This window comes from uncultured Streptococcus sp. (assembly GCF_963525625.1).
Taxonomy (GTDB): domain Bacteria; phylum Bacillota; class Bacilli; order Lactobacillales; family Streptococcaceae; genus Streptococcus.
In genome coordinates this window covers 41,921-65,214 of the sequence record NZ_CAURLD010000011.1, presented here as the reverse complement: position 1 = coordinate 65,214, position 23,294 = coordinate 41,921, and the positions used below count along the sequence as shown (strand labels likewise).

Annotated in this window: 11 protein-coding genes; all 11 read left to right on the top strand. The window is 43.5% G+C overall.

Translation table 11 applies throughout. The features are described 5' to 3' along the window. Window positions 1-2: 2 nt before the first annotated feature. The 11 genes from RYK49_RS07505 (at window position 3) to RYK49_RS07455 (ending at window position 23,194) form a co-directional block, all read left to right on the top strand. Complete coding sequence (locus tag RYK49_RS07505) at window positions 3-1,262, top strand: extracellular solute-binding protein (protein WP_314865369.1); 1,260 nt, start codon at window positions 3-5, stop codon at window positions 1,260-1,262. Between the two features lie 13 nt (window positions 1,263-1,275). Further along, window positions 1,276-2,142 (top strand): sugar ABC transporter permease, encoded by an 867-nt coding sequence (locus RYK49_RS07500; protein ID WP_314831188.1) that lies wholly within the window; start codon window positions 1,276-1,278, stop codon window positions 2,140-2,142. Window positions 2,143-2,155: 13 nt separating this feature from the next. Further along, window positions 2,156-2,989: a carbohydrate ABC transporter permease gene (locus tag RYK49_RS07495; protein ID WP_314831189.1), complete on the top strand. Its 834-nt coding sequence runs from the start codon at window positions 2,156-2,158 to the stop codon at window positions 2,987-2,989. Between the two features lie 175 nt (window positions 2,990-3,164). Beyond that, window positions 3,165-4,610 (top strand): sucrose phosphorylase, encoded by a 1,446-nt coding sequence (gene gtfA, locus RYK49_RS07490; RefSeq protein ID WP_314831190.1) that lies wholly within the window; start codon window positions 3,165-3,167, stop codon window positions 4,608-4,610. A gap of 21 nt (window positions 4,611-4,631) precedes the next feature. Next, window positions 4,632-5,768 carry a sn-glycerol-3-phosphate ABC transporter ATP-binding protein UgpC gene (locus RYK49_RS07485; RefSeq protein WP_314831191.1) on the top strand — a complete coding sequence of 379 codons (1,137 nt, stop codon included), beginning with the start codon at window positions 4,632-4,634 and terminating at the stop codon, window positions 5,766-5,768. Window positions 5,769-5,944: 176 nt separating this feature from the next. Then, a complete protein-coding gene (locus RYK49_RS07480) occupies window positions 5,945-7,123 on the top strand; it encodes a galactokinase (protein WP_314831192.1) in 1,179 nt (392 codons plus the stop codon). Between the two features lie 219 nt (window positions 7,124-7,342). Then, window positions 7,343-8,824, top strand: a complete 1,482-nt coding sequence (gene galT / locus RYK49_RS07475) for a UDP-glucose--hexose-1-phosphate uridylyltransferase (protein ID WP_314865367.1) — start codon at window positions 7,343-7,345, stop codon at window positions 8,822-8,824. Window positions 8,825-8,869: 45 nt separating this feature from the next. Beyond that, complete coding sequence (gene galE / locus RYK49_RS07470; protein WP_314830426.1) at window positions 8,870-9,871, top strand: UDP-glucose 4-epimerase GalE; 1,002 nt, start codon at window positions 8,870-8,872, stop codon at window positions 9,869-9,871. A 349-nt stretch (window positions 9,872-10,220) separates the two neighbouring features. Continuing rightward, window positions 10,221-11,315 carry a hypothetical protein gene (locus RYK49_RS07465; protein WP_314830427.1) on the top strand — a complete coding sequence of 365 codons (1,095 nt, stop codon included), beginning with the start codon at window positions 10,221-10,223 and terminating at the stop codon, window positions 11,313-11,315. Between the two features lie 215 nt (window positions 11,316-11,530). Beyond that, window positions 11,531-20,386 carry a ZmpA/ZmpB/ZmpC family metallo-endopeptidase gene (locus RYK49_RS07460; protein WP_314865365.1) on the top strand — a complete coding sequence of 2,952 codons (8,856 nt, stop codon included), beginning with the start codon at window positions 11,531-11,533 and terminating at the stop codon, window positions 20,384-20,386. A 387-nt stretch (window positions 20,387-20,773) separates the two neighbouring features. After that, on the top strand, window positions 20,774-23,194 hold the full coding sequence (locus RYK49_RS07455) for an SHIRT domain-containing protein (protein ID WP_314865363.1): 2,421 nt from the start codon (window positions 20,774-20,776) through the stop codon (window positions 23,192-23,194). Window positions 23,195-23,294: the final 100 nt, after the last annotated feature.

The following is a 23,294-nucleotide window of genomic DNA, read 5'->3' as shown; positions in this document are numbered from 1 at the left end:
CCATGAAATGGTATAAAAAGATGAGCTTAGCTGCTATTACAGGACTGTCCCTTTTGGGGCTGTCAGCTTGCAGCAGCCAAGGTGAGTCAACAGATGGTAAGGTAACGATTGAGTATTTCAATCAGAAGGGTGAAATGGTTGATACCCTTCGTGAGATTGCACAAGACTTTGAAAAAGAAAATCCGAATGTGCATGTGAAAGTGGTAAACGTCCCTAATGCTGGGGAAGTACTCAAAACGCGCGTTCTGGCTGGAGATATCCCAGATGTTGTTAATATCTTTCCCCAGTCTATTGAATTGCAAGAATGGGCTAAAGCTGGGTACTTTGAAGATTTATCTAATAAAGATTATCTCAAGCGAGTTAAGAATCATTACGCAGATAAATATGCGATTAACGGGAAAATTTACAACATTCCTTATACTGCTAATGCTTATGGTATCTATTACAACAAGGATAAATTTAAAGAACTGGGATTGAAAGTTCCAGAGACTTGGGAGGAATTTGAGGAATTAGTTGATACGATTATAGCAAAAGGGGAAACGCCTTTTGCCATTGCAGGAGCGGATACTTGGACCTTGAATGGTTATCATCAGTTAGCTCTTGCTACTTCTACAGGTGGCGGTAAGGAAGCGAATGATTACCTACGTTTTTCCAAGCCAAATGCCATCAAGTCTTCAGATTCAGTGCTTAAAGATGATTTCAGGCTGTTAGATTTATTCCGCAAAAAAGGAACCATGCAAACCAACTGGCAGGGAGCAGGCTATACTGATGTTGTCGGTGCCTTTGCTAGAGGCGATGCCCTGATGACTCCAAATGGTTCTTGGGCTATCACAGCAATCAATGCGCAAGATCCTAAGTTTAATGTTGGAACTTTCCCTTTCCCTGGAAAGCAAAAAGGACAAAGCTTGACCATTGGAGCAGGAGACCTAGCTTGGTCTATCTCGTCAAGTAGTAAGCACAAGAAAGAAGCCAATGCTTTTGTTGAATATATGTCACGTCCTGAAGTTATGCAGAAATATTATGATGTGGACGGCTCACCAACAGCTATTGAAGGTGTCAAGGAAGCAGGTTCAGATGCACCGCTAGCTGGTCTTGCTGAATTAGCATTTACAGACCGACATCTCGTTTGGCTAGCTCAAGACTGGACCAGTGAAAGTGATTTTTATACCTTGACCGGGAACTATATTACAACTGGAAACAAAGAGGATATGGCGAAAGCACTAAATGCCTTCTTCAATCCGATGAAAGCAGACGTAGAGTAGGAGTAGATCTACTATGAAAAAATTGATTGAGAAATATTGGGGTTGGCTCTTTGTCCTAGTTCCCCTTGTACTACAGGCTGTATTCTTTTATGTGCCCATGTTTCAGGGTGCCTTCTACAGCCTGACAAACTGGACTGGTTTGACCTATAATTATAAGTTTGTCGGACTCAATAACTTTATGCTCCTCATGAGCGATCCTAAGTTTATGAACGCGATAGGATTTACATTGATCATTACTATTTGTATGGTGGTTGGTGAGATTATGCTGGGGATCTGGATAGCCCGAGCTCTCAACTCGAAGATAAAGGGGAAGACTTTCTTCCGAGCTTGGTTTTTCTTCCCAGCTGTCCTATCTGGATTGACTGTGGCTCTTATCTTTAAGCAACTTTTCAACTACGGATTGCCAGCTATAGGGAATTCCTTAGGAATTGAATTTCTTAAAACCAGCCTTCTAGGAACGAATGGCGGTGCAATCTTTGCAGCAATCTTCGTCTTGCTTTGGCAAGGGGTAGCCATGCCTATTATCATCTTCTTAGCTGGCCTTCAGTCTATCCCGACTGAGATTACAGAAGCAGCTCGAATTGATGGAGCTAGCAGCAAACAAATCTTTTGGAAGGTGGAACTTCCTTATCTCCTACCAAGCGTTTCCATGGTCTTTATCTTGGCTCTAAAAGGTGGTTTGACAGCGTTTGACCAGGTCTTTGCCATGACAGGCGGCGGTCCGAATAATGCGACCACCTCTCTAGGACTTCTGGTATACAACTATGCTTTTAAGAGCAATCAATTTGGTTATGCCAATGCCATTGCTGTTATCTTGTTTCTCTTGATTGCGGTTATTTCTATTGTCCAGTTGAGAGTATCTAAGAAATTTGAAATCTAAGAGGAGAAGCCCGATGAAAAATGCAGAAAGAAAAGCTAATTTTAGTAAATATATCTTGCTAATACTGGGGTCTATTATCATTTTAATTCCACTCTTAGCAACAATATTTAGTTCCTTTAAGTCTACAAAAGACATCGTTAATAATTTTTTCGGATTTCCGACTCAACCGACCTTAGAAAATTTCCAACGCCTTTTGGCTGATGGTATCGGAGGCTACTATTGGAATTCAATTGTAATCACGGTTCTATCTTTGGCTGTTGTCATGATTTTTATTCCCATGGCTGCTTACTCTATCGCTCGTAATATGTCTAAGAGAAAAGCTTTTGGTATTATGTATACGCTTTTGATTTTAGGGATTTTTGTTCCTTTTCAAGTTATCATGATTCCTATTACAGTTATGATGAGTAAGCTAGGACTAGCCAACACTTGGGGATTAATTATCCTCTATCTGGCTTACGCTGTTCCACAGACTCTCTTTCTCTATGTAGGCTACATTAAGATTTCCATTCCGGACAGTCTGGATGAGGCAGCAGAAATTGACGGTGCTGGAAAGTTTACAACTTATTTTAAGATTATCTTTCCTATGATGAAACCCATGCATGCGACAACCATGATTATCAATGCCCTCTGGTTCTGGAATGACTTCATGCTTCCTCTCTTGGTACTCAATAAAGACTCCAAGATGTGGACTCTGCCACTCTTCCAATATAACTACACAGGTCAATACTTTAATGATTATGGACCGAGCTTTGCTTCTTATGTTGTTGGGATTATCACCATTACTATCGTTTATCTCATCTTCCAGCGCAACATTATTGCTGGAATGAGCAATGGGGCAGTGAAGTAAGCTCAAGATACAAAGACCGTAAAAAGCTCACAGTGCATACAAAGGCAACCACATCCGTAAACTATTGAATTTGTAACGGCTGTGGAAGATTCATCTTTTTCGCACAGAGCTTAGGGCGTGTTCTATTCAGCGCACGGGAAAGAGTATATAAGACAAGATTTTAGAGGAGAAGACTATGGCTATTCAAAATAAGACCATGCTGATTACTTACTCAGACAGCCTGGGGGAGAATTTAAAAGATTTATATGACAATTTAGAAAAGCATTTTGGCGATGCTGTTGGAGGAGTTCATTTACTCCCTTTCTTCCCATCAACTGGTGACCGGGGATTCGCCCCAGTAGACTATGAAGAGGTTGATTCAGCCTTTGGTGACTGGGAGGATGTAGAAAAGCTGGGTGAGAAATATTATCTCATGTTTGACTTTATGATCAACCACATCTCACGCCAGTCCAAGTATTATAAGGATTTTCAGGAAAAGAAGGATCAGAGTGAGTATCGTGACCTCTTTCTCAGCTGGGATAAGTTTTGGCCAGAAAATCGTCCGACGCAAGCTGATGTTGATTTGATTTATAAGCGTAAGGATCGTGCACCTAAGCAGGAAATCGTCTTTGAAGATGGAAGCACTGAGTATCTGTGGAACACCTTTGGTGAAGAGCAGATTGATCTAGATGTTCGCAGTCAGGTAACTAATGATTTCATCAAGAAAACATTGCGTCAACTGTCAGAGCATGGCTGTGATCTGATTCGTTTAGATGCATTTGCCTATGCAGTCAAAAAGTTAGATACCAATGATTTCTTTGTTGAGCCAGAAATCTGGGATCTATTAGAAAAAGTCCAGCAGCAAGCGGCTGAGTTTGGGACGGATATTTTACCAGAAATTCATGAGCATTATTCTATCCAGTTCAAGATTGCAGAGCATGGCTACTTTGTCTATGATTTTACGCTGCCGATGGTAACTCTTTATTCTCTATACAGTGGTAAAGCTGAGCGTCTAGTCAAGTGGCTTGAAATGAGTCCTATGAAGCAATTCACAACACTGGATACTCACGATGGTATTGGGGTTGTTGATGTTAAGGATATTCTGTCTGATGAAGAAATTGACTTTGCAACCAATGAACTATATAAGGTCGGGGCCAATGTCAAGCGTAAGTATTCCTCAGCTGAGTACAATAATCTGGACATTTACCAGATTAACTCGACTTACTACTCAGCTCTGGGCGATGACGACAAGAAGTACTTCATTAGCCGTCTGATTCAGGCTTTTGCTCCAGGGATTCCACAGGTCTATTATGTTGGTTTCTTAGCTGGGAAAAATGACCTTGAACTGCTAGAAAACACTAAGGAAGGCCGCAATATCAACCGTCATTATTACAGTAATGAGGAGATTGCTGAAGAAGTCAAGCGTCCAGTTGTGCAAGCCTTGCTCAAGCTTTTCAGTTACCGGAACCAGTCTGCTGCCTTTGACCTAGATGGCACTATTGAAGTGAATCTATTGGATGAAAATAGCCTCCGGATTGTCCGTAGCAATGCAGATAAGTCAGTCACTGCTCAAGTAGTTATCAACCTCAAAGAATTGACATATAGCGCTAGTGAAAATGGCCAAGCTATCACTTTTGAATAGAGATAAGAAAAGAGAAGAAGAATGGTAGAATTAAATCTGAAAAATATCTATAAAAAATATCCCAACAGCGACCACTACTCAGTGGAAGACTTCAATCTAGATATCAAGGACAAGGAATTTATCGTATTCGTTGGTCCGTCCGGTTGCGGAAAATCAACTACGCTGCGTATGATTGCAGGCTTGGAGGATATTACAGAAGGAACTGCCTCTATTGACGGTACAGTGGTCAATGATGTGGCGCCAAAAGACCGTGATATCGCTATGGTCTTCCAGAACTATGCCCTTTATCCACACATGACTGTCTATGATAACATGGCCTTTGGTCTCAAGTTGCGCAAGTACAGCAAGGAAGATATTGACAAACGAGTTAATGAAGCAGCAGAAATCTTAGGCTTGAAGGAATTCTTGCAGCGCAAGCCAGCTGATTTGTCTGGTGGTCAGCGTCAGCGGGTAGCTATGGGACGCGCAATCGTTCGGGATGCAAAGGTTTTCCTTATGGATGAGCCTCTGTCTAACTTGGATGCTAAGCTGCGTGTTTCTATGCGGGCGGAGATTGCCAAGATTCACCGCCGTATCGGGGCAACTACTATTTATGTTACCCACGACCAGACTGAAGCTATGACCTTGGCGGATCGTATCGTTATCATGTCAGCGACCAAGAATCCTGCTGGAACTGGAACGATTGGACGAGTGGAACAGATTGGTACGCCTCAGGAAGTCTATAACAACCCAGTTAATAAGTTCGTTGCCGGCTTCATTGGCAGCCCAGCTATGAACTTCTTTGAAGTGACACTGGAAGATGGCCGTCTTGTCGGACCAAACAGAGACTTCAGTCTCCAAGTCCCAGAGGGAAATCTTAAGGGGTTGCGGGAGAAGGGCTATGAAGGCAATAAGTTGATTTTTGGTATTCGTCCGGAAGATATCAAGATGGAACCAGCCTTTCTGGAAACCTTCCCTGAGTCGGTTCTAACTGCGAAGATTTCTGTTTCCGAGTTGCTTGGAGCGGAGTCTCACCTCTACTGTGCGGTTGGTGGCAGTGAGTTTGTTGCCAAAGTTGATGCACGTGATCATATGAATACCGGAAGCAGTATTAAAATTGGCTTCGACCTAAACAAGGCGCATTACTTTGATGCTGAGACGGAAGACAATATTTTCTAATCTATTGCTCCTTATAAAATAATCCAGACAGATTACTGTTTGGATTTTTACAAAAAATATATCTATGAAATTAGTAAAATTTTACTAAATTTATTGAAGTTTTACTCGGAAACAGTTATAATAAATATAAGAAAACGATTACAATGTCGATCATTTATTTTAAAGGAGTTTAGCTTATGTCAAACCTAATTTCAGCGGAGCAAGTCCGCGCAGATTTTGCCAAAGTTTTTGGAGTAGAAGCGGATCACACATTCTTTTCACCTGGTCGGATCAATCTGATTGGTGAGCATACGGACTATAACGGCGGCCATGTCTTTCCTGCAGCAATTTCTCTAGGAACATACGGAGCGGCTCGCAAGCGGGACGATCAGCTCTTGCGATTCTTCTCAGGGAATTTTGAAGAAAAAGGGATTATTGAAGTGTCACTGGAAAACCTGCACTTTGAGCCTGAGCATAACTGGACCAACTATCCAAAAGGAGTTCTTCATTTTCTGCAGGAGGCGGGTCATAAGATTGACCGAGGGATGGATATCTATGTTTATGGAAATATTCCCAACGGATCTGGCTTGTCTTCTTCTGCATCTATAGAGCTTTTGACGGGTGTTATTGCTGAAAAACTCTTTGATTTGCAGTTGGAACGTTTGGATCTAGTGAAAATCGGTAAATTAACTGAGAATGAATTTATCGGGGTTAATTCTGGTATTATGGACCAGTTTGCTATCGGAATGGGTGCTGACCAGCGAGCTATTTACCTAGACACCAATACTCTTGAGTATGATTTGGTACCGCTTGATCTCAAGGACAATGTCGTAGTGATTATGAATACCAATAAGCGTCGTGAGCTGGCTGACTCTAAGTACAATGAACGTCGTGCTGAGTGTGAAAAAGCTGTTGAAGAACTTAACCGCAAGCTGTCTATCGCGACCTTGGGTGAGTTGGGCGAGTGGGACTTTGACGAGTATAGCTATCTGATTGAGGACGAAAATCGTCTCAAACGGGCTCGCCATGCTGTTTTAGAAAATCAACGTACTTTGCAAGCACGGGCAGCTTTGCAGGCAGGCAATCTTGAAAAATTTGGCCGTCTCATGAATGCTTCCCACGTTTCATTGGAGCATGACTATGAAGTGACTGGTCTAGAGCTGGACACTTTGGTTCACACGGCCTGGGAGCAAGAAGGTGTTCTGGGGGCTCGTATGACTGGAGCAGGCTTCGGCGGCTGCGCCATTGCTTTAGTTGCTAAGGATGCGGTGGAATCTTTCAAAGAAAATGTCGGCCGCAAGTATCAAGAGGTTGTCGGCTACGCCCCTAGCTTTTACATTGCAGAAGTAGCTGGCGGAAGCCGAGTGCTGGATTAAATGGCAGAAAAGAAACTTGGGTCTGGGACAAAAGTCCTAGCCTCTCAATTGTCTTTGGATTGTCGAGCAAGACGCAGTGGTTGAGTGGGCTCTACTACGCTGATTTCATCAGCTTTTACAGCCCTACTCAACTGTGCGGAGGTGGGACGACGAAATCGAATTCTAACGAATTACCGATTTCTGTCCCACTCTCTTTACTAGCAAAAGAAAGGAAGATCTATGTCCAAGAAGTTACTGACTGCTTTTGTATCTGCAGTGATTGACAATAGTACTTTTGAGGAAATGGACACCATTTATCTGAGCAATCGTGTCATGGCTTTAGTTGGAGAGACAGTGGCAGAGCAGGAGACAGAGGCTGAGCAGCTAATTGATCTGAAGGATGACTTGGTAGCTGTAGCTATGAAGAATGGGAAGATTGGTGATACTCTGGCTGAGCAGGATATACTGGGAGCAGAGCTGATGAACTTCATCACCCCAGCCCCTAGCCAGCTCAATCGGGACTTCTGGATGACTTATGCCTCCAATCCCGAGCAAGCTGTAGCTGATTTTTACCAGCTTAGTCAAAAAAATGACTATATCAAGGTCAAGGCTATTGCTAAAAACATTGCTTTCAAAGTGCCAACAGAATATGGAGATTTGGAAATCACCATCAATCTCTCTAAGCCAGAAAAGGATCCAAAGGAAATTGCGGCAGCTAAAAAGGCTAAGAACAGCCATTATCCGGCCTGCCAGCTTTGCATGGAAAATGAAGGTTACCAAGGTCGCTTGGACCACCCAGCCCGCGCCAACCATCGGATTGTCCGATTTGACTTGGCTGGACAGGAATGGGGCTTCCAGTATTCGCCCTATGCCTACTTTAATGAGCATTGCATCTTTCTACACAGCCAGCACCTTCCCATGGCTATCAGTCGGCTGACCTTTGAGCGCTTGCTGGAAATCGTGGAGACCTTTCCGGGTTATTTCGCTGGCTCCAACGCCGATCTGCCGATTGTTGGTGGCTCTATCCTGACCCACGACCACTATCAGGGAGGACGTCACACCTTCCCTATGGAAATAGCAGAGCTGGATTGCAGCTTTACCTTTAGCGGCTTTGAAGAGGTGGAGGCAGGCATTGTCAAGTGGCCTATGTCCGTTATTCGTCTAAGGTCTGAGAAGAAGGAACAGTTGATTGAGTTGGCTGACAAGATCTTGCAAGCTTGGCGGACTTATTCTGACCCGAGTGTGCAGGTCTTGGCAGAGTCTGAGGGTGAGCCTCACCATACTATCACACCGATTGCGCGCAGAAAAGATGGATCTTTTGAGCTAGACTTGGTCTTGCGGGACAATCAAACTTCCCCAGAACATCCAGACGGCATTTACCATCCTCATAGGGATGTCCAGCATATTAAGAAAGAAAATATCGGTCTGATTGAGGTTATGGGACTGGCTATTCTCCCGCCTCGGCTCAAGGAAGAACTCAAGCAGGTGGAACTTTTCTTGCTGGGAGAAGACTGTCAGGTTGCGGCCTATCATAAGGAGTGGGCCAATCAACTCAAAGACCAGAATCCAGATGTTACCGCTGAGACAGTGGAAGGAGTAGTTCAGGCCTCGGTTGGACAAATTTTCAGCCGTGTGTTGGAAGATGCGGGAGTTTACAAGCGAACAGAGGAAGGGCAGGAGGCTTTCATGCGCTTCGTCCAATCCGTCGGCATCCAGCCCTAGGAAATGTGTTATAATGAATCTAGCGTAACAGGGAAAGGAAGTTTTATGGCAATTTTAGTATTAGGTGGAGCTGGCTATATCGGCTCGCACATGGTAGACCGTCTGGTAGCGGCAGGCAAGGAAGAGGTAGTTGTCGTTGATAATTTGGTGACTGGCCATCGGGCAGCCGTCCATCCGAAAGCGGTCTTTTATGAGGGGGATTTGGCGGATAAGGACTTTATGCGTGATGTCTTTGCCAAACATCCATCTATCGATGCAGTCATTCACTTTGCAGCTTTTTCACTGGTGGCAGAGTCTATGTCAGATCCGCTCAAGTATTTTGACAATAACACAGCCGGCATGGTTTCTCTTTTGGAGGTCATGCAGGAATGCGGTGTTAAAAATATTGTCTTCTCTTCAACAGCGGCGACTTATGGTATTCCTGAGGAAGTTCCGATTCTGGAAACGACTCCTCAAAAGCCGATCAATCCTTATGGTGAGAGCAAGCTTATGATGGAGACCATTATGCGCTGGGCAGATAAAGCCTATGGTATCAAGTTTGTAGCCCTGCGTTATTTCAATGTGGCCGGTGCCAAACCTGACGGCTCTATCGGTGAGGACCACGGACCTGAAACCCATCTCCTGCCCATTGTGTTGCAAGTGGCTCAGGGCAAACGTGAGAAGATTGCCGTTTTTGGGGATGATTATGATACTCCGGACGGGACCAATGTCCGCGATTATGTCCATCCTTTCGACTTAGCTAATGCCCATATTCTGGCTGTTGAGCATCTGCGTGCAGGACAGGCTTCAGATGCCTTTAACCTTGGCTCTTCGACTGGATTTTCCAACCTGCAGATTGTAGAAGCAGCTCGCAAAGTGACCGGCCATCCTATTCCTTTGGAAATAGCAGAGCGGCGCCCAGGGGATCCGGATACGCTGATTGCTTCCTCTGAGAAGGCCAGAAAAGTTCTGGGCTGGCAGCCGAAATTTGACAATATCGAAACCATTATCGAAACTGCTTGGAAATGGCATTCCAGTCATCCAAATGGCTATGATGATAGGGGATAAACTGACAAACCAGCTAGAAAAGCTGGTTTTTTACTTTGAATTATAAAACCCTTCTTTACAAATTTTTAAAAGCCTTTTATAATAAAAGGAAGATTGATTGACATATTATCTGCAATCTTGCTTAGTTGATACTAACTCTTAGGATGTCTAAAAAAATCAGGCAGTTACAGATGCGACGGGAAGCAACATTTTAGAATAGCGATTTTTTTGTACCACTATCAGATGAGACAGATGTTGACAGTTTGTTGTGTAAGGGCTTTAGAGCCTTATGATATAATGAATTCATAAAAGTTTGAGAAGTCTCTTAATCTTTTCAAGCAGATTTTCATAAAGAGAATAGGAAATAAGTATGCGTTCGATTCTTGCCTTATATATCACCCTGATGCCGGTCATTCTGGCTGGAGTTCTGAATATGATCTTTTGCAAGTCTTCACTGCTAGATGCGGCTTATCGACCAATGGATGCCGGGCTGATTTTAGAGGAAGAACTGGCTTTGATTGAGGGCAGTCACCCGCTGAGTTCTGACTTAGATACCTATGCCTTTGTTGGCTATATGAACAGTCAGCCCTGCATTCGAGGCCTCCTGACCTTCTATCCAAACGATGAGGCTGCTTACTTGGGATTTTTTGAGTCAATCAATGACCAGCAAATTGCATCTGCTTTTATTGAGCATTTAGCAGGTTTTGCTCGCAGTCTCGGAGCGATTAAGATAATCGGTCCCGTACAGGCAAGTTTTTGGCTAGGCTATCGAATGCAGCTTTCTGGAACGGAGGATGTGCCTTTTACAGGGGAACCTCATAATCCAGCCTATTATCCTGAGCTATGGAAGGCTGCTGGTTTTGAGCTCAAGGAGCGCTATCTGTCTAATTTTTATCCCAAGGTCAGCAATCAAACTCATCAGGTCAAGCTAGCTCATCGATTTGAGTCTTTTGAAGAAGCGGGATTCACTATTTGCTCTCCAAAGAAAAAGGAGTGGGATCAAGCTTCGCTGCAGGTTTTCGAACTACTCAATCGACTCTATCAAGATTTTCCGATTTATCGGTCTATTTCCAGTCAGCAGTTCAGTCAGATTTTCCAAAAATACCAGTATATTCTTGACTTTTCCATGGTTAAGCTGGCCTATAAGGAGGGCAAGCTTGCTGGTTTTCTGATTGCTATGCCGGACTACGGTTCTCTGGTTTATCAAAAACTGACTCTTCTCAACCTAGCTAAACTTTTTTGGACCAAGCGTTTCCCAAAACGCTATATGATTATGTATCTAGGGGTAGATGAGGAATTCTTGGGATTGGGCTCTGCCTTGGCCTATCCGATTTTTAAAGAAGCGCAGAAGCGTCAAGCCTCAGCTATTGGAGCCTTGATTCATCAAAAAACCGTCACGCGCCACTATGCGGCAGAACTGCAAGGAGACAAGCATGAGTATGGTCTCTTTGAGTTGGATTTGTAACAAAATAAATCACACTAAAAAAACAGATTTTCTAACTGAAGATTTGTTTTTATTTTTTTAGTAAAAATGAACACTATTTTCAGGCTGTTCAAAAACATGATGATTTTAGTCTTCAAAGATATATTTTTAAGCAAAAGCATTGAATTTTTATAGGAAATTCTGTAAAATTTTAAGAGATTATTAAGAGATTATTATATGGAGAAAAGGGAATTATTATGGAAAAAAGAATCACTGGTGATACGCTCCAGCGCTATTCTTTTAGAAAGTTATCAGTAGGATTGGTTTCTGCCACTATCGGAAGCTTCTTTTTGAGTACCGGAATAGGGGGAAATATAAGCACGGTTGAGGCTGCAGAAGTCTCAGCTGGCAAAACCGTTCCAGTCCAGTATCACTACGTAGTAGAGTCTGAACTAACTGAAGCAGAGAAGAATGCTGTTGTTAAGGAGCTTCCAAAGTTTGTGGAAGAAAACTCTGATGCTTATTACCTGGTTTACCGTCCAATGACCCAGGGGCTTTCGGCAAAAAGTTTGCCAAAGACAGGCTACTCAAGTCTGTGGGAAGCAACTTTTGCAGCTGCTGGGCTGACTTTAGCAGTCTTAGTCATTGCACGAGGTAGAAATGGTAAGCAATACCTGTCTTCTATTTTGCTGGTGACAGGTCTAGGCTCTATTCTCCTAGCTCCTTCTGTATTTACAGTGACCAATATTGAATTAGCCGCCTACAATCAAAGGCTAAATTTGACAGTAGGAGACAAGTTGCCTGAGCCTTTAGAGATTGCTGGTTTTGAGTATGTCGGCTATCTGAAAAGCGGTGAACAGGGCAAGGCGAACGCAGCAGAAAGTCATCAGCTTCCTACGGCACAAAAGGACTTGTCAGCTGTCGAAGTCGATCAGCAGGCTGGCAAATCTGCTGGTCTTTCTGGGAATCAGGGTACTGCCAACAAGCCTGTATCTACTGAAACAGAGAAACTGACAGAGCAAGAAAAAGAGATTATTGCTGCCAAAGAACGTGAATTTGCTCGGCTTTCTCCAGTCACTGAAGTACCAGAATTGGAATTCAAGAGCCAAGAAAGCAGCCAAACCCAAGTTCTGCCTTATCAAACAGAATACCAATATTCAAATGAGCTCGCAGAGGGACAATCTCAGATCGTTCGTGCAGGTGTCGCTGGTACACGTACTGTCGTCACTCGCAATTATATTGCTGGTAAAGAAATTGTAAAAAGCGAAGTGGTTTCAGACCAGGTAACTGCAGAGCCAGTTTCGGAAATTGTGTTGGTCGGAACTGCTGCAGTAAAATCTGTACCAAATGAAGCACCAGTGCAAGAAGTCCCAGAATTGACGACTTATGGTACAATACCAGATACAGCGCCAGTACAAGAAGCTCCAGAGTTAACCACTTATGGAACGGCACCAGATACAGCACCAGTGCAAGAAGTCCCAGAATTGACGACCTATGGCACTACACCAGATACAGCGCCAGTACAAGAAGCTCCGGAGTTAACCACTTATGGCACAACGCCAGATACTGCACCGGTTCAAGAAGTGCCTGAGCTAACGACTTATGGCACTGCACCAGACACCGCTCCAATACAAGAAGTTCCGGAACTAACAACTTACGGTACCGCACCAGATGAAGCACCCGTGCATCAAGCCCCAGAATTAGAGCTGACTGCAACGGATGAAACAAGAAGAAAAAAGATCGATTTTTCCGTCGAAGAACAGTATACAGATGAAATTCCAGAAGGCAGTCGCCAAATTGTCACACCAGGTGTACAGGGTGAGCGGGCGATTACCACTCGTATCTATACCTCGAATGGCCAAGAGGTTGGCCGCCAAGTTTTGTCGGATGAAGAAATTCTTGCAGCAGTCACTCAAATTATTAAGGTCGGTACAAGTAAGTCAAGTCTGATTCCGGCTGACGCACCAAAGGTTGAAGAGCTACCAGAATACCCATTGACTTACACGGACGAAACGCGTGTAGAGAAAATCAACTATACTATTCGTGAAAAAGAGACGGACGAATTGGTTCGCGATGCCCGTCAAATCGTCACTCCAGGAGTTGAGGGCGAACGGACGATTAAGACTCGCGTTTACAGCTCTAATGGTCAAGAAATCGACCGCCAAGAATTGTCCAACGAAGAAACCTTAGCTCCAGTAACGCAAATTGTCAAAGTCGGAACAGCTAAGCCAAACATGGTACCTAACGATGCACCAAAAGCAGACGCTCTTCCAGAATATCCGCTGACTTATACCGACGAAACTCGTATTGAAAAAATCAACTTTACCATTCGTGAAGAAGAAACGGATGAACTTGTTCGTGATGCTCGTCAAATTGCGACTCCGGGAGTTCAAGGTGAGCGAACTATCAAGACCCGTGTCTATAGTTCCAACGGTCAGGAAATCGATCGTCAAGAACTGTCCAATGAAGAGACTCTAGCTCCAGTAACACAAGTTGTCAAAGTCGGAACGGCTAAGCCAACCATGGTTCCGAACGATGCGCCAAAAGCAGACGCTTTGCCAGAATATCTGCTAACTTACACAGATGAAACGCGTGTTGAGAAAATTGCCTTCAATATTGAAGAACAATACACTGATGAATTGCCACAGGACGCCCGTCAGATTGCGACTCCAGGAGTGCAAGGCGAGCGAATAATCAAGACCCGTGTTTACAGCTCCAATGGTCAGGAGATTGACCGCCAAGAGTTGTCCAATGAAGAAACTCTAGCTCCAGTAACACAAGTTGTTAAAATCGGAACTGCTAAACCAAACATGGTACCGAACGATGCGCCAAAAGCAGACGCTTTGCCAGAGTATCCACTGACTTACACAGACGAAACCCGCGTTGAAAAAGTAGCCTTCAATATTGAGGAACAATATACTGATGAGTTACCACAGGATGTCCGCCAAATCGCAACACCGGGTGTCCAAGGTGAACGCACGATTAAGACTCGTGTCTACAGTTCAGACGGTCGAGAAGTTGACCGTCAGGAACTGTCCAATGAAGAGACTCTTGCTCCAGTAACACAAATTGTTAAAGTTGGCACGGCTAAGTCAAGCATGGTTCCAAACGATGCACCAAAAGCAGATGCTCTTCCAGAGTACCCGCTGACTTATACGGATGAAACTCGCGTAGAGAAAATCAACTTTACCATTCGTGAAGAAGAGACGGATGAACTTGTACGAGACGCCCGCCAAATCGCAACCCCAGGTATTCAGGGTGAGCGTACCATTAAGACTCGCATCTACAGTTCCAACGGTCAAGAAGTTGACCGTCAGGAGTTATCGAATGAGGAAACTCTAGCTCCAGTTACGCAAGTTGTCAAAGTCGGAACGGCTAAGCCAACCATGGTTCCAAACGATGCACCGAAAGCAGACACTCTTCCAGAGTACGCGTTGACTTACACGGACGAAACTCGAGTTGAGAAGATTAACTTCACCATTCGTGAAGAAGAAACGGACGAATTGGTTCGTGATGCCCGTCAAATAGCGACTCCGGGAGTTCAAGGTGAGCGAACTATCAAGACCCGTGTCTACAGTTCCAACGGTCAAGAAGTTGACCGACAAGAGTTTTCCAATGAAGAAACTCTAGCTCCAGTAACGCAAGTTGTCAAAGTCGGAACGGCTAAGCCGCATATGGTACCGAACGATGCACCAAAATCAGACGTTTTGCCAGAGTATCCGCTGACTTACACAGACGAAACCCGCGTTGAAAAAGTAGCCTTCAATATTGAGGAACAATATACTGATGAGTTACCACAGGATGTCCGCCAAATCGCAACACCGGGTGTCCAAGGTGAACGCACGATTAAGACTCGTGTCTACAGTTCAGACGGTCGAGAAGTTGACCGCCAAGAACTTTCGAACGAGGAAACTCTAGCTCCAGTTACGCAAGTTGTCAAAGTCGGAACTGCTAAGCCAACCATGGTTCCAAACGATCCACCAAAAGCAGACGCTCTTTCAGAGTATCCACTGACTTACACCGACGAAACGCGTGTTGAAAAAATCAACTTCACCATTCACGAAGAAGAGACGGATGAACTTGTACGAGATGCCCGTCAAATCGCCACTCCGGGTGTTGAAGGTGAGAGAACAATCAAGACCCGTGTTTATAGCTCCAACGGCCAAGAAGTTGACCGTCAGGAGTTATCGAATGAGGAAACTCTAGCTCCAGTTACGCAAGTTGTCAAAGTCGGAACTGCTAAGCCAACCATGGTTCCAAACGATCCACCAAAAGCAGACGCTCTTCCAGAATATCCGTTGACTTACACGGATGAGACCCGTGTTGAAAAGGTTAACTTCACAATTCGAGAAGAAGAAACGGACGAGCTTGTTCGAGATGCCCGTCAAATTGCGACTCCAGGAGTTCAAGGTGAACGCACTATTAAGACTCGTATCTACAACTCCAATGGCCAAGAAATTGACCGTCAAGAGATCTCAAACGAGGAAACTCTAGCCCCAGTGACGCAAGTTGTCAAAGTCGGTACCGCTAAGCCAAGCATGGTACCGAATGAAGCACCAAAAGCAGCAGCCTTAGAGGAGTTCGATTTAATTCCACTGCATAATCTATTAGCGGAAGCGGAGCAAATCAAAGCCCAAGCGCGTTATTTCAACGATAGTCAGAGTCATCAATCTAGCTATGATACTGCTTTGACAGCAGGTCAAGCGATTCTTAATCAATCACAAGCCAGCCAAGCAGAAGTCAACCAGCTTGTTGAACAAATCAATCAAGCCAAGGCACAGTTAAGTGGCCTTGAGGTTGTCAAAACGGCTCTTCAAAATGAATACGATTTAAATCCAATTATCAAAGCAGCTCCAAAATATAAAAATGCTGATTCAGATAAGCAGACAGCTTATACTGACGAATTGACCAAGGCAGAAGGAGTTTTGAACAATCAAACTGCCACACAAGTGCAGGTCAACCAAGCATTTGCTAGCCTGACAGCAGCCAAAGAAGCTCTAAATGGAGTACCTAAAGTCAAGCCAACAGTTTCCATTCTAAGTCTGACAGAAAATCCTGATGACAAGTCGATTACGGTTCAATACAGACTTGAAGACCAGACTCAGTCCTTCCGTTCAGCGACTGCAGAATTGTACCAGGGAGATCAGCTTGTTCGTACTCTTCCAATTACCAATTTCGCAGGAAGTCTGAAGATTGGCGACTTAGACTACTACACAGGTTATACGCTAAAAACCAAGCTGACTTATGAACTGGATAATGGCAGCTTCACAGACCTTGAAACGGACAGCCGCAATTTTGAATTGGAATACAAGAAGATTGCCTTCCGAGATATTGATTCGGTCGAGTTTTACAGAAAAGAAACAGACCAGTTTAAGCGCGTCGTATCTATGAGCTCTTTGCCTACGGATTTGTCTACCTATTTTGTCAAAGTCAAATCAAGTGAATCTAAGGAAATGCTCCTGCCGGTTCACAGCATAGCGGAAAGCCATAAGGATGGCAGGGATGTCTATAAAGTAACAGTCTCTCTGCCTGAGCTGGTCCAAGAAGGTGAGACAGCCTATAAGTCTGGCTATGACTTCTATATCAGTAAGGCAGTCCCTAGCCAACAAAATGTCTACACTAGCTTTGCTGGTTTGGTAGACGCTATGAAGCAAAATATGGCTGGCAACTATGTTCTGGGAGCAGATTTGGATGCTAGCGAGGTCAGTCTGGCACCTGCGGACTATGTCTACCTCAAAGGGAACTTCACAGGCAGTCTGACAGGTAATCATAATGGCAAGCAGTACGCGATTTATAATCTAGCTAAGCCTTTATTTGAAAACCTCAAGAGTGGTTCTTCTATTTCCAATCTGGACCTGAAAGAGGTTAATATTGTAGGAACCTATGATTCAGCAGCCCTGGCCCGCAATGCAGAAGGGGCTCGAATCACAGACGTTTCAGTCCAAGGTAGAGTAGAAGTAAAAGAAAATGCTTCACAGGTGGCAGGTTTGGTTGTTATTGCTAACAATACCCAAATTACCAATAGCTCCTTTACTGGAACTATCGTGTCCAATGATAAGCAGGGCAAAGAATACAATGTCGGTGGTTTGGTTGCCAATCTTAAGGGAGGAAACTCCTTGATTAGCCAAAGCAGGGCAGATGTAACCATTCTAGCAGGCGCTAGAGCCAACAACCAACGCTTTGGCGGTTTAGTCGGCCGTTTAGAAAACAATGCCCGCATCAGCCGCTCTTATGTAGCTGGAAAGATTCAAAACTCTACTAAGAACGGTCAGATTGGTGGTGTGGTTGGTTCCAATTACTTCAATGGCTTGATTGATAATGTCATCAGCAATGTCAGCGGTACAAATGTTTACAGTATTTCTGGCGATCAGGGATATGAGAATAACCGTATCACAGAAGCTTATACCGTTGAAGGAAATACAACACTGGAAAATGACAAGTTTGTCACATCAACACTGACTCTGAACGAGGCAGAAGAGAAGCTAGCTAGCTTAGATATTACGACCACGCTAGAAGACACGAATCTCAACCTTTATTCTGTCAACTATGCCCAGGAAAAGAATGTTCGAGAAGACCGTCTAATAGCTTATGCTAACATGGAAAAACTCCTTCCATTCTATAATAAGGAGACCATCATTGCCTATGGAAATAAACTTCCAGATAATCACAAGCTCAATAAGGAGTACTTGCTGGATGTTGTTCCAATGAAGGGCAACCAGATTATCACTGATATCAATAGCAACAAGACAGCGATTAATCGCTTGATGCTGCACTTTGAGGATAATACGGTTGAATATCTGAATCTGACCTACAAGGGAGATTTCAAATATAAAGCTATTGCTGAATACACTGTCAACGGCTTAGACCTCCTTTATACACCAGAAGCTTTCCTATCAGACTATAGCAGAATTCTCAATCAAGTGCTGCCGGAGTTGAACAAGGTTGTCCTTGACTCACCGGCTATGCGAACTGTTTTAGGCGTAAATGCTGACACTTCTCTGGATGATCTCTATCTGGATACTGCCTTTGACCAAGTCAAGACCAAGCTGTCAGAAGAGCTGCGCAAGGTACTGGCTATGGACAAGTCTATCAATACGGAAGGCAATGTTGTAGAAGACTATATAGCTCAACAAATTAAAGACAATAAAGAAGCCTTCTTACTTGGTCTGACTTATCTCAACCGTTGGTATAATATCAACTATGACAATATCAATGTCAAGGATTTGTCGGCCTATAAATTTGACTTCTTTGGAAATCATAATGCTTCAACCTTAGATACCATTATTTCACTTGGTAAGTCAGGCATGAACAATCTTAAAGCTAAGAACAACTATATGGCTTATGATGCCTCACTTTCTGAAGCGACTGGTAAGCGTGGACTCTTTAACTATCTGGAAGGCTATCGTCAGCTCTTCCTGCCGGACAAGAGCAATAATGAATGGCTCAAGACCAATACAAAAGCCTACATCGTTGAGGCTAAGTCCGATGTAGCGGAAGCTAGACAGCTTCAGGATGCTGCTGAGGGCAAGAACAAGTATTCTGTCGGCGTTTACGACAAGATTACTGCAGATAATTGGGAACACAAGGGTATGCTCCTGCCACTCTTGACCATGACTGAGAAGGGTGTTTATGCGATCTCCAATATGTCCACCATCTCCATGGGAGCTTATGATCGTTATCGCCTTGATGCCAATGGCAGGGTTCGGACAGATGCAGAGCTAGCGGAATTTGTCGAAGACCGAGTGAGAAAAACAGCTGAATACCAGCGCGATCACTATGACTTCTGGTATAAGATTCTTAGCGATGAAAGCAAGGACAAGCTCTTCCGTTCTGTTCTGGTTTACGATGGATTCTCATTGGTTGACAAGACTGGTCAAAAATATTGGGCTCCAGCTAATGACAAAAAATCACTGGCTATGCAGGAGTTCTTTGGACCAGCCGGCAAGTGGTATCCAAGCAAGGGCTACAATGCCTATGCTACAGGAAGTGTAACCCACTTTGATGCAGCTAAATTGTTAGAAGACTATGGTAACTCTGTCTACACGCATGAAATGACCCATAACTCTGACGGTGGCATTTACTTTGAGGGCAATAGCCGTCGTGAAGGTCTGGGAGCTGAGCTCTATGCTCGCGGACTCCTGCAGTCCACTCCGAGTGCGGATGAGGCGACTATTACGCTTAATACCCTCTTCAAGGTGGATAAGGATTCTAAGACGCGCCTACACACATATAACTTCAAGGAACGTGTTCAAAATGCAGAAGACCTGCAACACTATGTCCATGGTATGTTTGACATGATTTACACGCTGGATTACCTAGAAGGTACTTCTATGCTCAAACAAAGTGATGACGCTAAGCTCCAGTGGTTCAGAAAGATGGAGAATTACTACGTTACTGATAAGTATGGTAAGGAGACCCATGCTGGAAACCAGACGCGAAGCTTCACTGCTGAGGAAATCAAAAAGCTTAAGACCTTTGACTCCCTGATTGACAATGATGTCATCACTCGTCGGGAGAACAAGGATAGTGGTAGATATGCACGAAATGGCTATCTCAGTCTCAGTCTCTTCTCACCAATCTACTCAGCCTTGAGCAATCCAAATGGAGCGCCAGGTGATGTCATGTTCCGCCGCACAGCCTACGAGTTGCTGGCAGCCAAGGGTTACCATGAAGGATTTATCCCTTATGTTTCTGGTAAGTACTCTAAGGAAGCCTTCGATGAAGGCAAGAAAACGTGGGACGGATGGTCTGGAAGAGATGTCGGTCTCGTGACAGACCAGAAAGTCTTGGAAAATGTATTTAAGGGTGAATATGACTCATGGGTAGCCTTTAAGAAAGCTATGTATAAGGAGCGGATTGATCAGCTGACCAAGCTCAAGCCAATCACCATCGAGTACGAACTCAGAAATCCAAGCAGTACCAAGAAAGTAACCATTCGCTCTTATGCAGACATGCAAAGGCTGATGGACGCAGCAGTAGCAGAGGATGTGAGCAACATTGCCAATGCTACCAGCCGTGTTGATGCCAGCTGGGTCAACCTGCTCAAGAAGAAGATTTACAATGCTTATCTTCGTGAGACAGATGACTTCAGACAGTCAATCTTTAATAAGTAAGCAATAAGTTGTTTTCCGTATATATTTAAAAATGCCTAGACTGTAAAAAGTCTAGGTATTTTTTCTGCTATTTATTTCTAATAAATCAATAATAATCCATCCGAGTTAGATTAAAAAAATAATCTGTAACTTTTTTGTAACGAAAGTAGACAAAGAATAGAAAAATGCTAATAAAAATTATAGTTTACAGAGCGTAAATTATAATTTTTATGTTATAATTGATATGTATATGTCATATTTGCTTATCATATACAAATACATTCATTTTTAGTTTGGTAATAAATCTTGATTTAGAATCGACTGAAAATGAGGGGGTAGACAAGTGATGGTGTGCCTGCCAGCATTTGTCGAAAATAAAATATAAAAAGAAGGAGGACCGCATTCAAGGTGAAACAAACTTATCATAAAGTGTCTCATGCTCTGATGACTTTGCTGCTTTTGGTATCAACCTTTATTCCCTTGTTAAGCTCAAGTCCTAGGGTTTCTGCTGCAGAGTTAGGTGATGGTGACTATCAACTAACTACAAACGTCACTATTAATACTAATCCTTTAAAGGATACAGGCTACGGTGAAGGTAAATTTTACATTGCACCGACCTATACATTTGCAGATAGCAAAGTATTAAATAATGGTGATACAATGGTTTATCGTGTTCCATCACAGTTCAAAATTGAGCGAACTTTGGAGGAAAACATAAGCGCACCGGATGGCACTGTTGTTGCTAAGTTGGTGACAGATCCTGTTACAAATACAGCAACCATTACTGTCACAAATGCTGAGTATTTTGCGAAAATGCCAGATACCAAGCTTATTCAATCTTCTTTCACAGTGGTTTGGGCTGATAATATGCCTTATGACCAAGAGCAAGAAGTTAATTTCCCAGGTGCTAGAACCTATAGGCTGAAGCGTATCAAGGTTGATGAGGAGCCTCAGGGTTATTCCAAGTGGGGTGTTCAGGATTCTAAGGATCCTAATTATGTCAACTGGCGTATCCGTGTCAATCGCGATGTCCAAAATCTTGGTCAAGTTGTCATTGAGGACGCTATTCCAGAAGATCAAGAACTGGATGAAGAGACAGGGATTAAAGGTTACTACTTTACTGAGTGGGAAGGTGCTTCTGGCACACGTCAATCATTTAATCCAAGTCAGATTGTGACAATCACAGACTCCAATCATTTCACAGTTAATGCTGGGGATTTGAGTGGAAGAGGTATTTATGTTATTTACCGGACTCGTTTGACTGAGCCAGTAGATAAGGTAACCAAAAAAGCCTTTAACGATGTAACCGTTACATCTAATGGGCAAAAGATGCCTGATTTGTTAGCACGTCCATTCGCGCCTTTGACAACTCTTGATGGTGTTGGCGAAGGTACCCGTTCTGATGAAGTTATCTTTAAAGTCAAAAAGGAATTGACTGGCCGCAATTTGGCAGATGGTGAATTTACTTTTGATTTGATTAATAAGGATGACAACGACAAAGTTGTTCAAACGGTAACTAATAAAGCTGGTGCCGTAACCTTTAAGAAACTTCGTTTCAAAAAAGAAGGAACCTTTAACTACGTCATTCGTGAACGCGCAAGCAATCTGCCAGGTGTGACAAACGATGCCAATTCAGACATCAATGTTACTGTTACTGTAACAGACAATAACGGCGTTAAGACAGCAACTGTTGCCTATGACCGTGATGCTTTCACCAATACATACAAGTTAGAGCCAGCAACCGCAGCGATTACCGCTAAGAAAGTTCTGGATGGTAAAGCACTTGAAGCTGGTAAGTACAGTTTCAAGCTGACTGAGGTTGGCGGAAATAACGTGGAACTTCAAGCAACAAATGACGCCGATGGTAATATCAAGTTTCCTGAAATCAACTATGATAAAGAAGGAACTTATACCTACAAGCTGAAAGAAATAGCTGGAAGTGAAGCTGGAGTGACGTATGACAGTACAGAACATACTGTGACTGTCACAGTGACTGAAAACAATGCCAAGTTGGAAGCTGCTGTAACAGACAACAATCCAACATTCACCAACAGTTATAAAGACTATGGTGTCAGCTATGAGTTTCTCAGCTCTAACCCAGCCTATCCAAACCTGCCAAAAGAAGTAACGGATTTGCTTCCAGCAGATACTAATCGCTACACTAGTGGTACTAATGTAGACGCTAAGCAGCCTGCTAAAACAAGTGTTACAGTTACTGAAGGCACATGGACTTTCGAAGGCTATGCGGAAACGAATAGCCAGACTGTTGCAGATAAAGACCTTAAATTTACTGGTAAATGGAATTTCACTCCAGCACCGAAATATAAGGTAACGTATGAATTTGTAAGCGCAGATCCGAATCGCGCTTTACCAGCAGAGGTAACAGAATTGTTGCCGACCGATGCCACTGAATATGCAGACGGTGCTGCCGTTCAAGCGGTTCAGCCAGCTAAGAAAACTGTTGAAGCAAGTGATGGTACTTGGAAATTCCTCAAATATGACGCAGATAGTAAAACTATTGCAGGCGAAGATGTCAAATTTACAGGCACATGGACATTTGAAGCTAGACGTCCACAAGGACCAGGTACACCGCCACCTTCTTCAGGTTCGACACCACCACCGTCATCATCTGGTGACAAACCAGTTGGTTCGACTGATGGAACACCAGGTAATTCGTCAGATAAAGATGGAAAAGATGTTACTGGATCAGCAACTGGCAAAAAAGTTTTGCCGAAAACAGGCAGTGAAACATCTATCTTTGCGATAGCAGCAGGATTTGCTCTGATTCTTTTATCAGCTCTTGTCTATCGTTTCAAAAAAGCTAATTAATATTAGCCAAACGAATCATCTCAGCGAGCTGAGATGATTTTTTCTTGTCTTTGTCATCATCTATCCTTGATAATGTACTGACGGTTAAATTTATAAACTC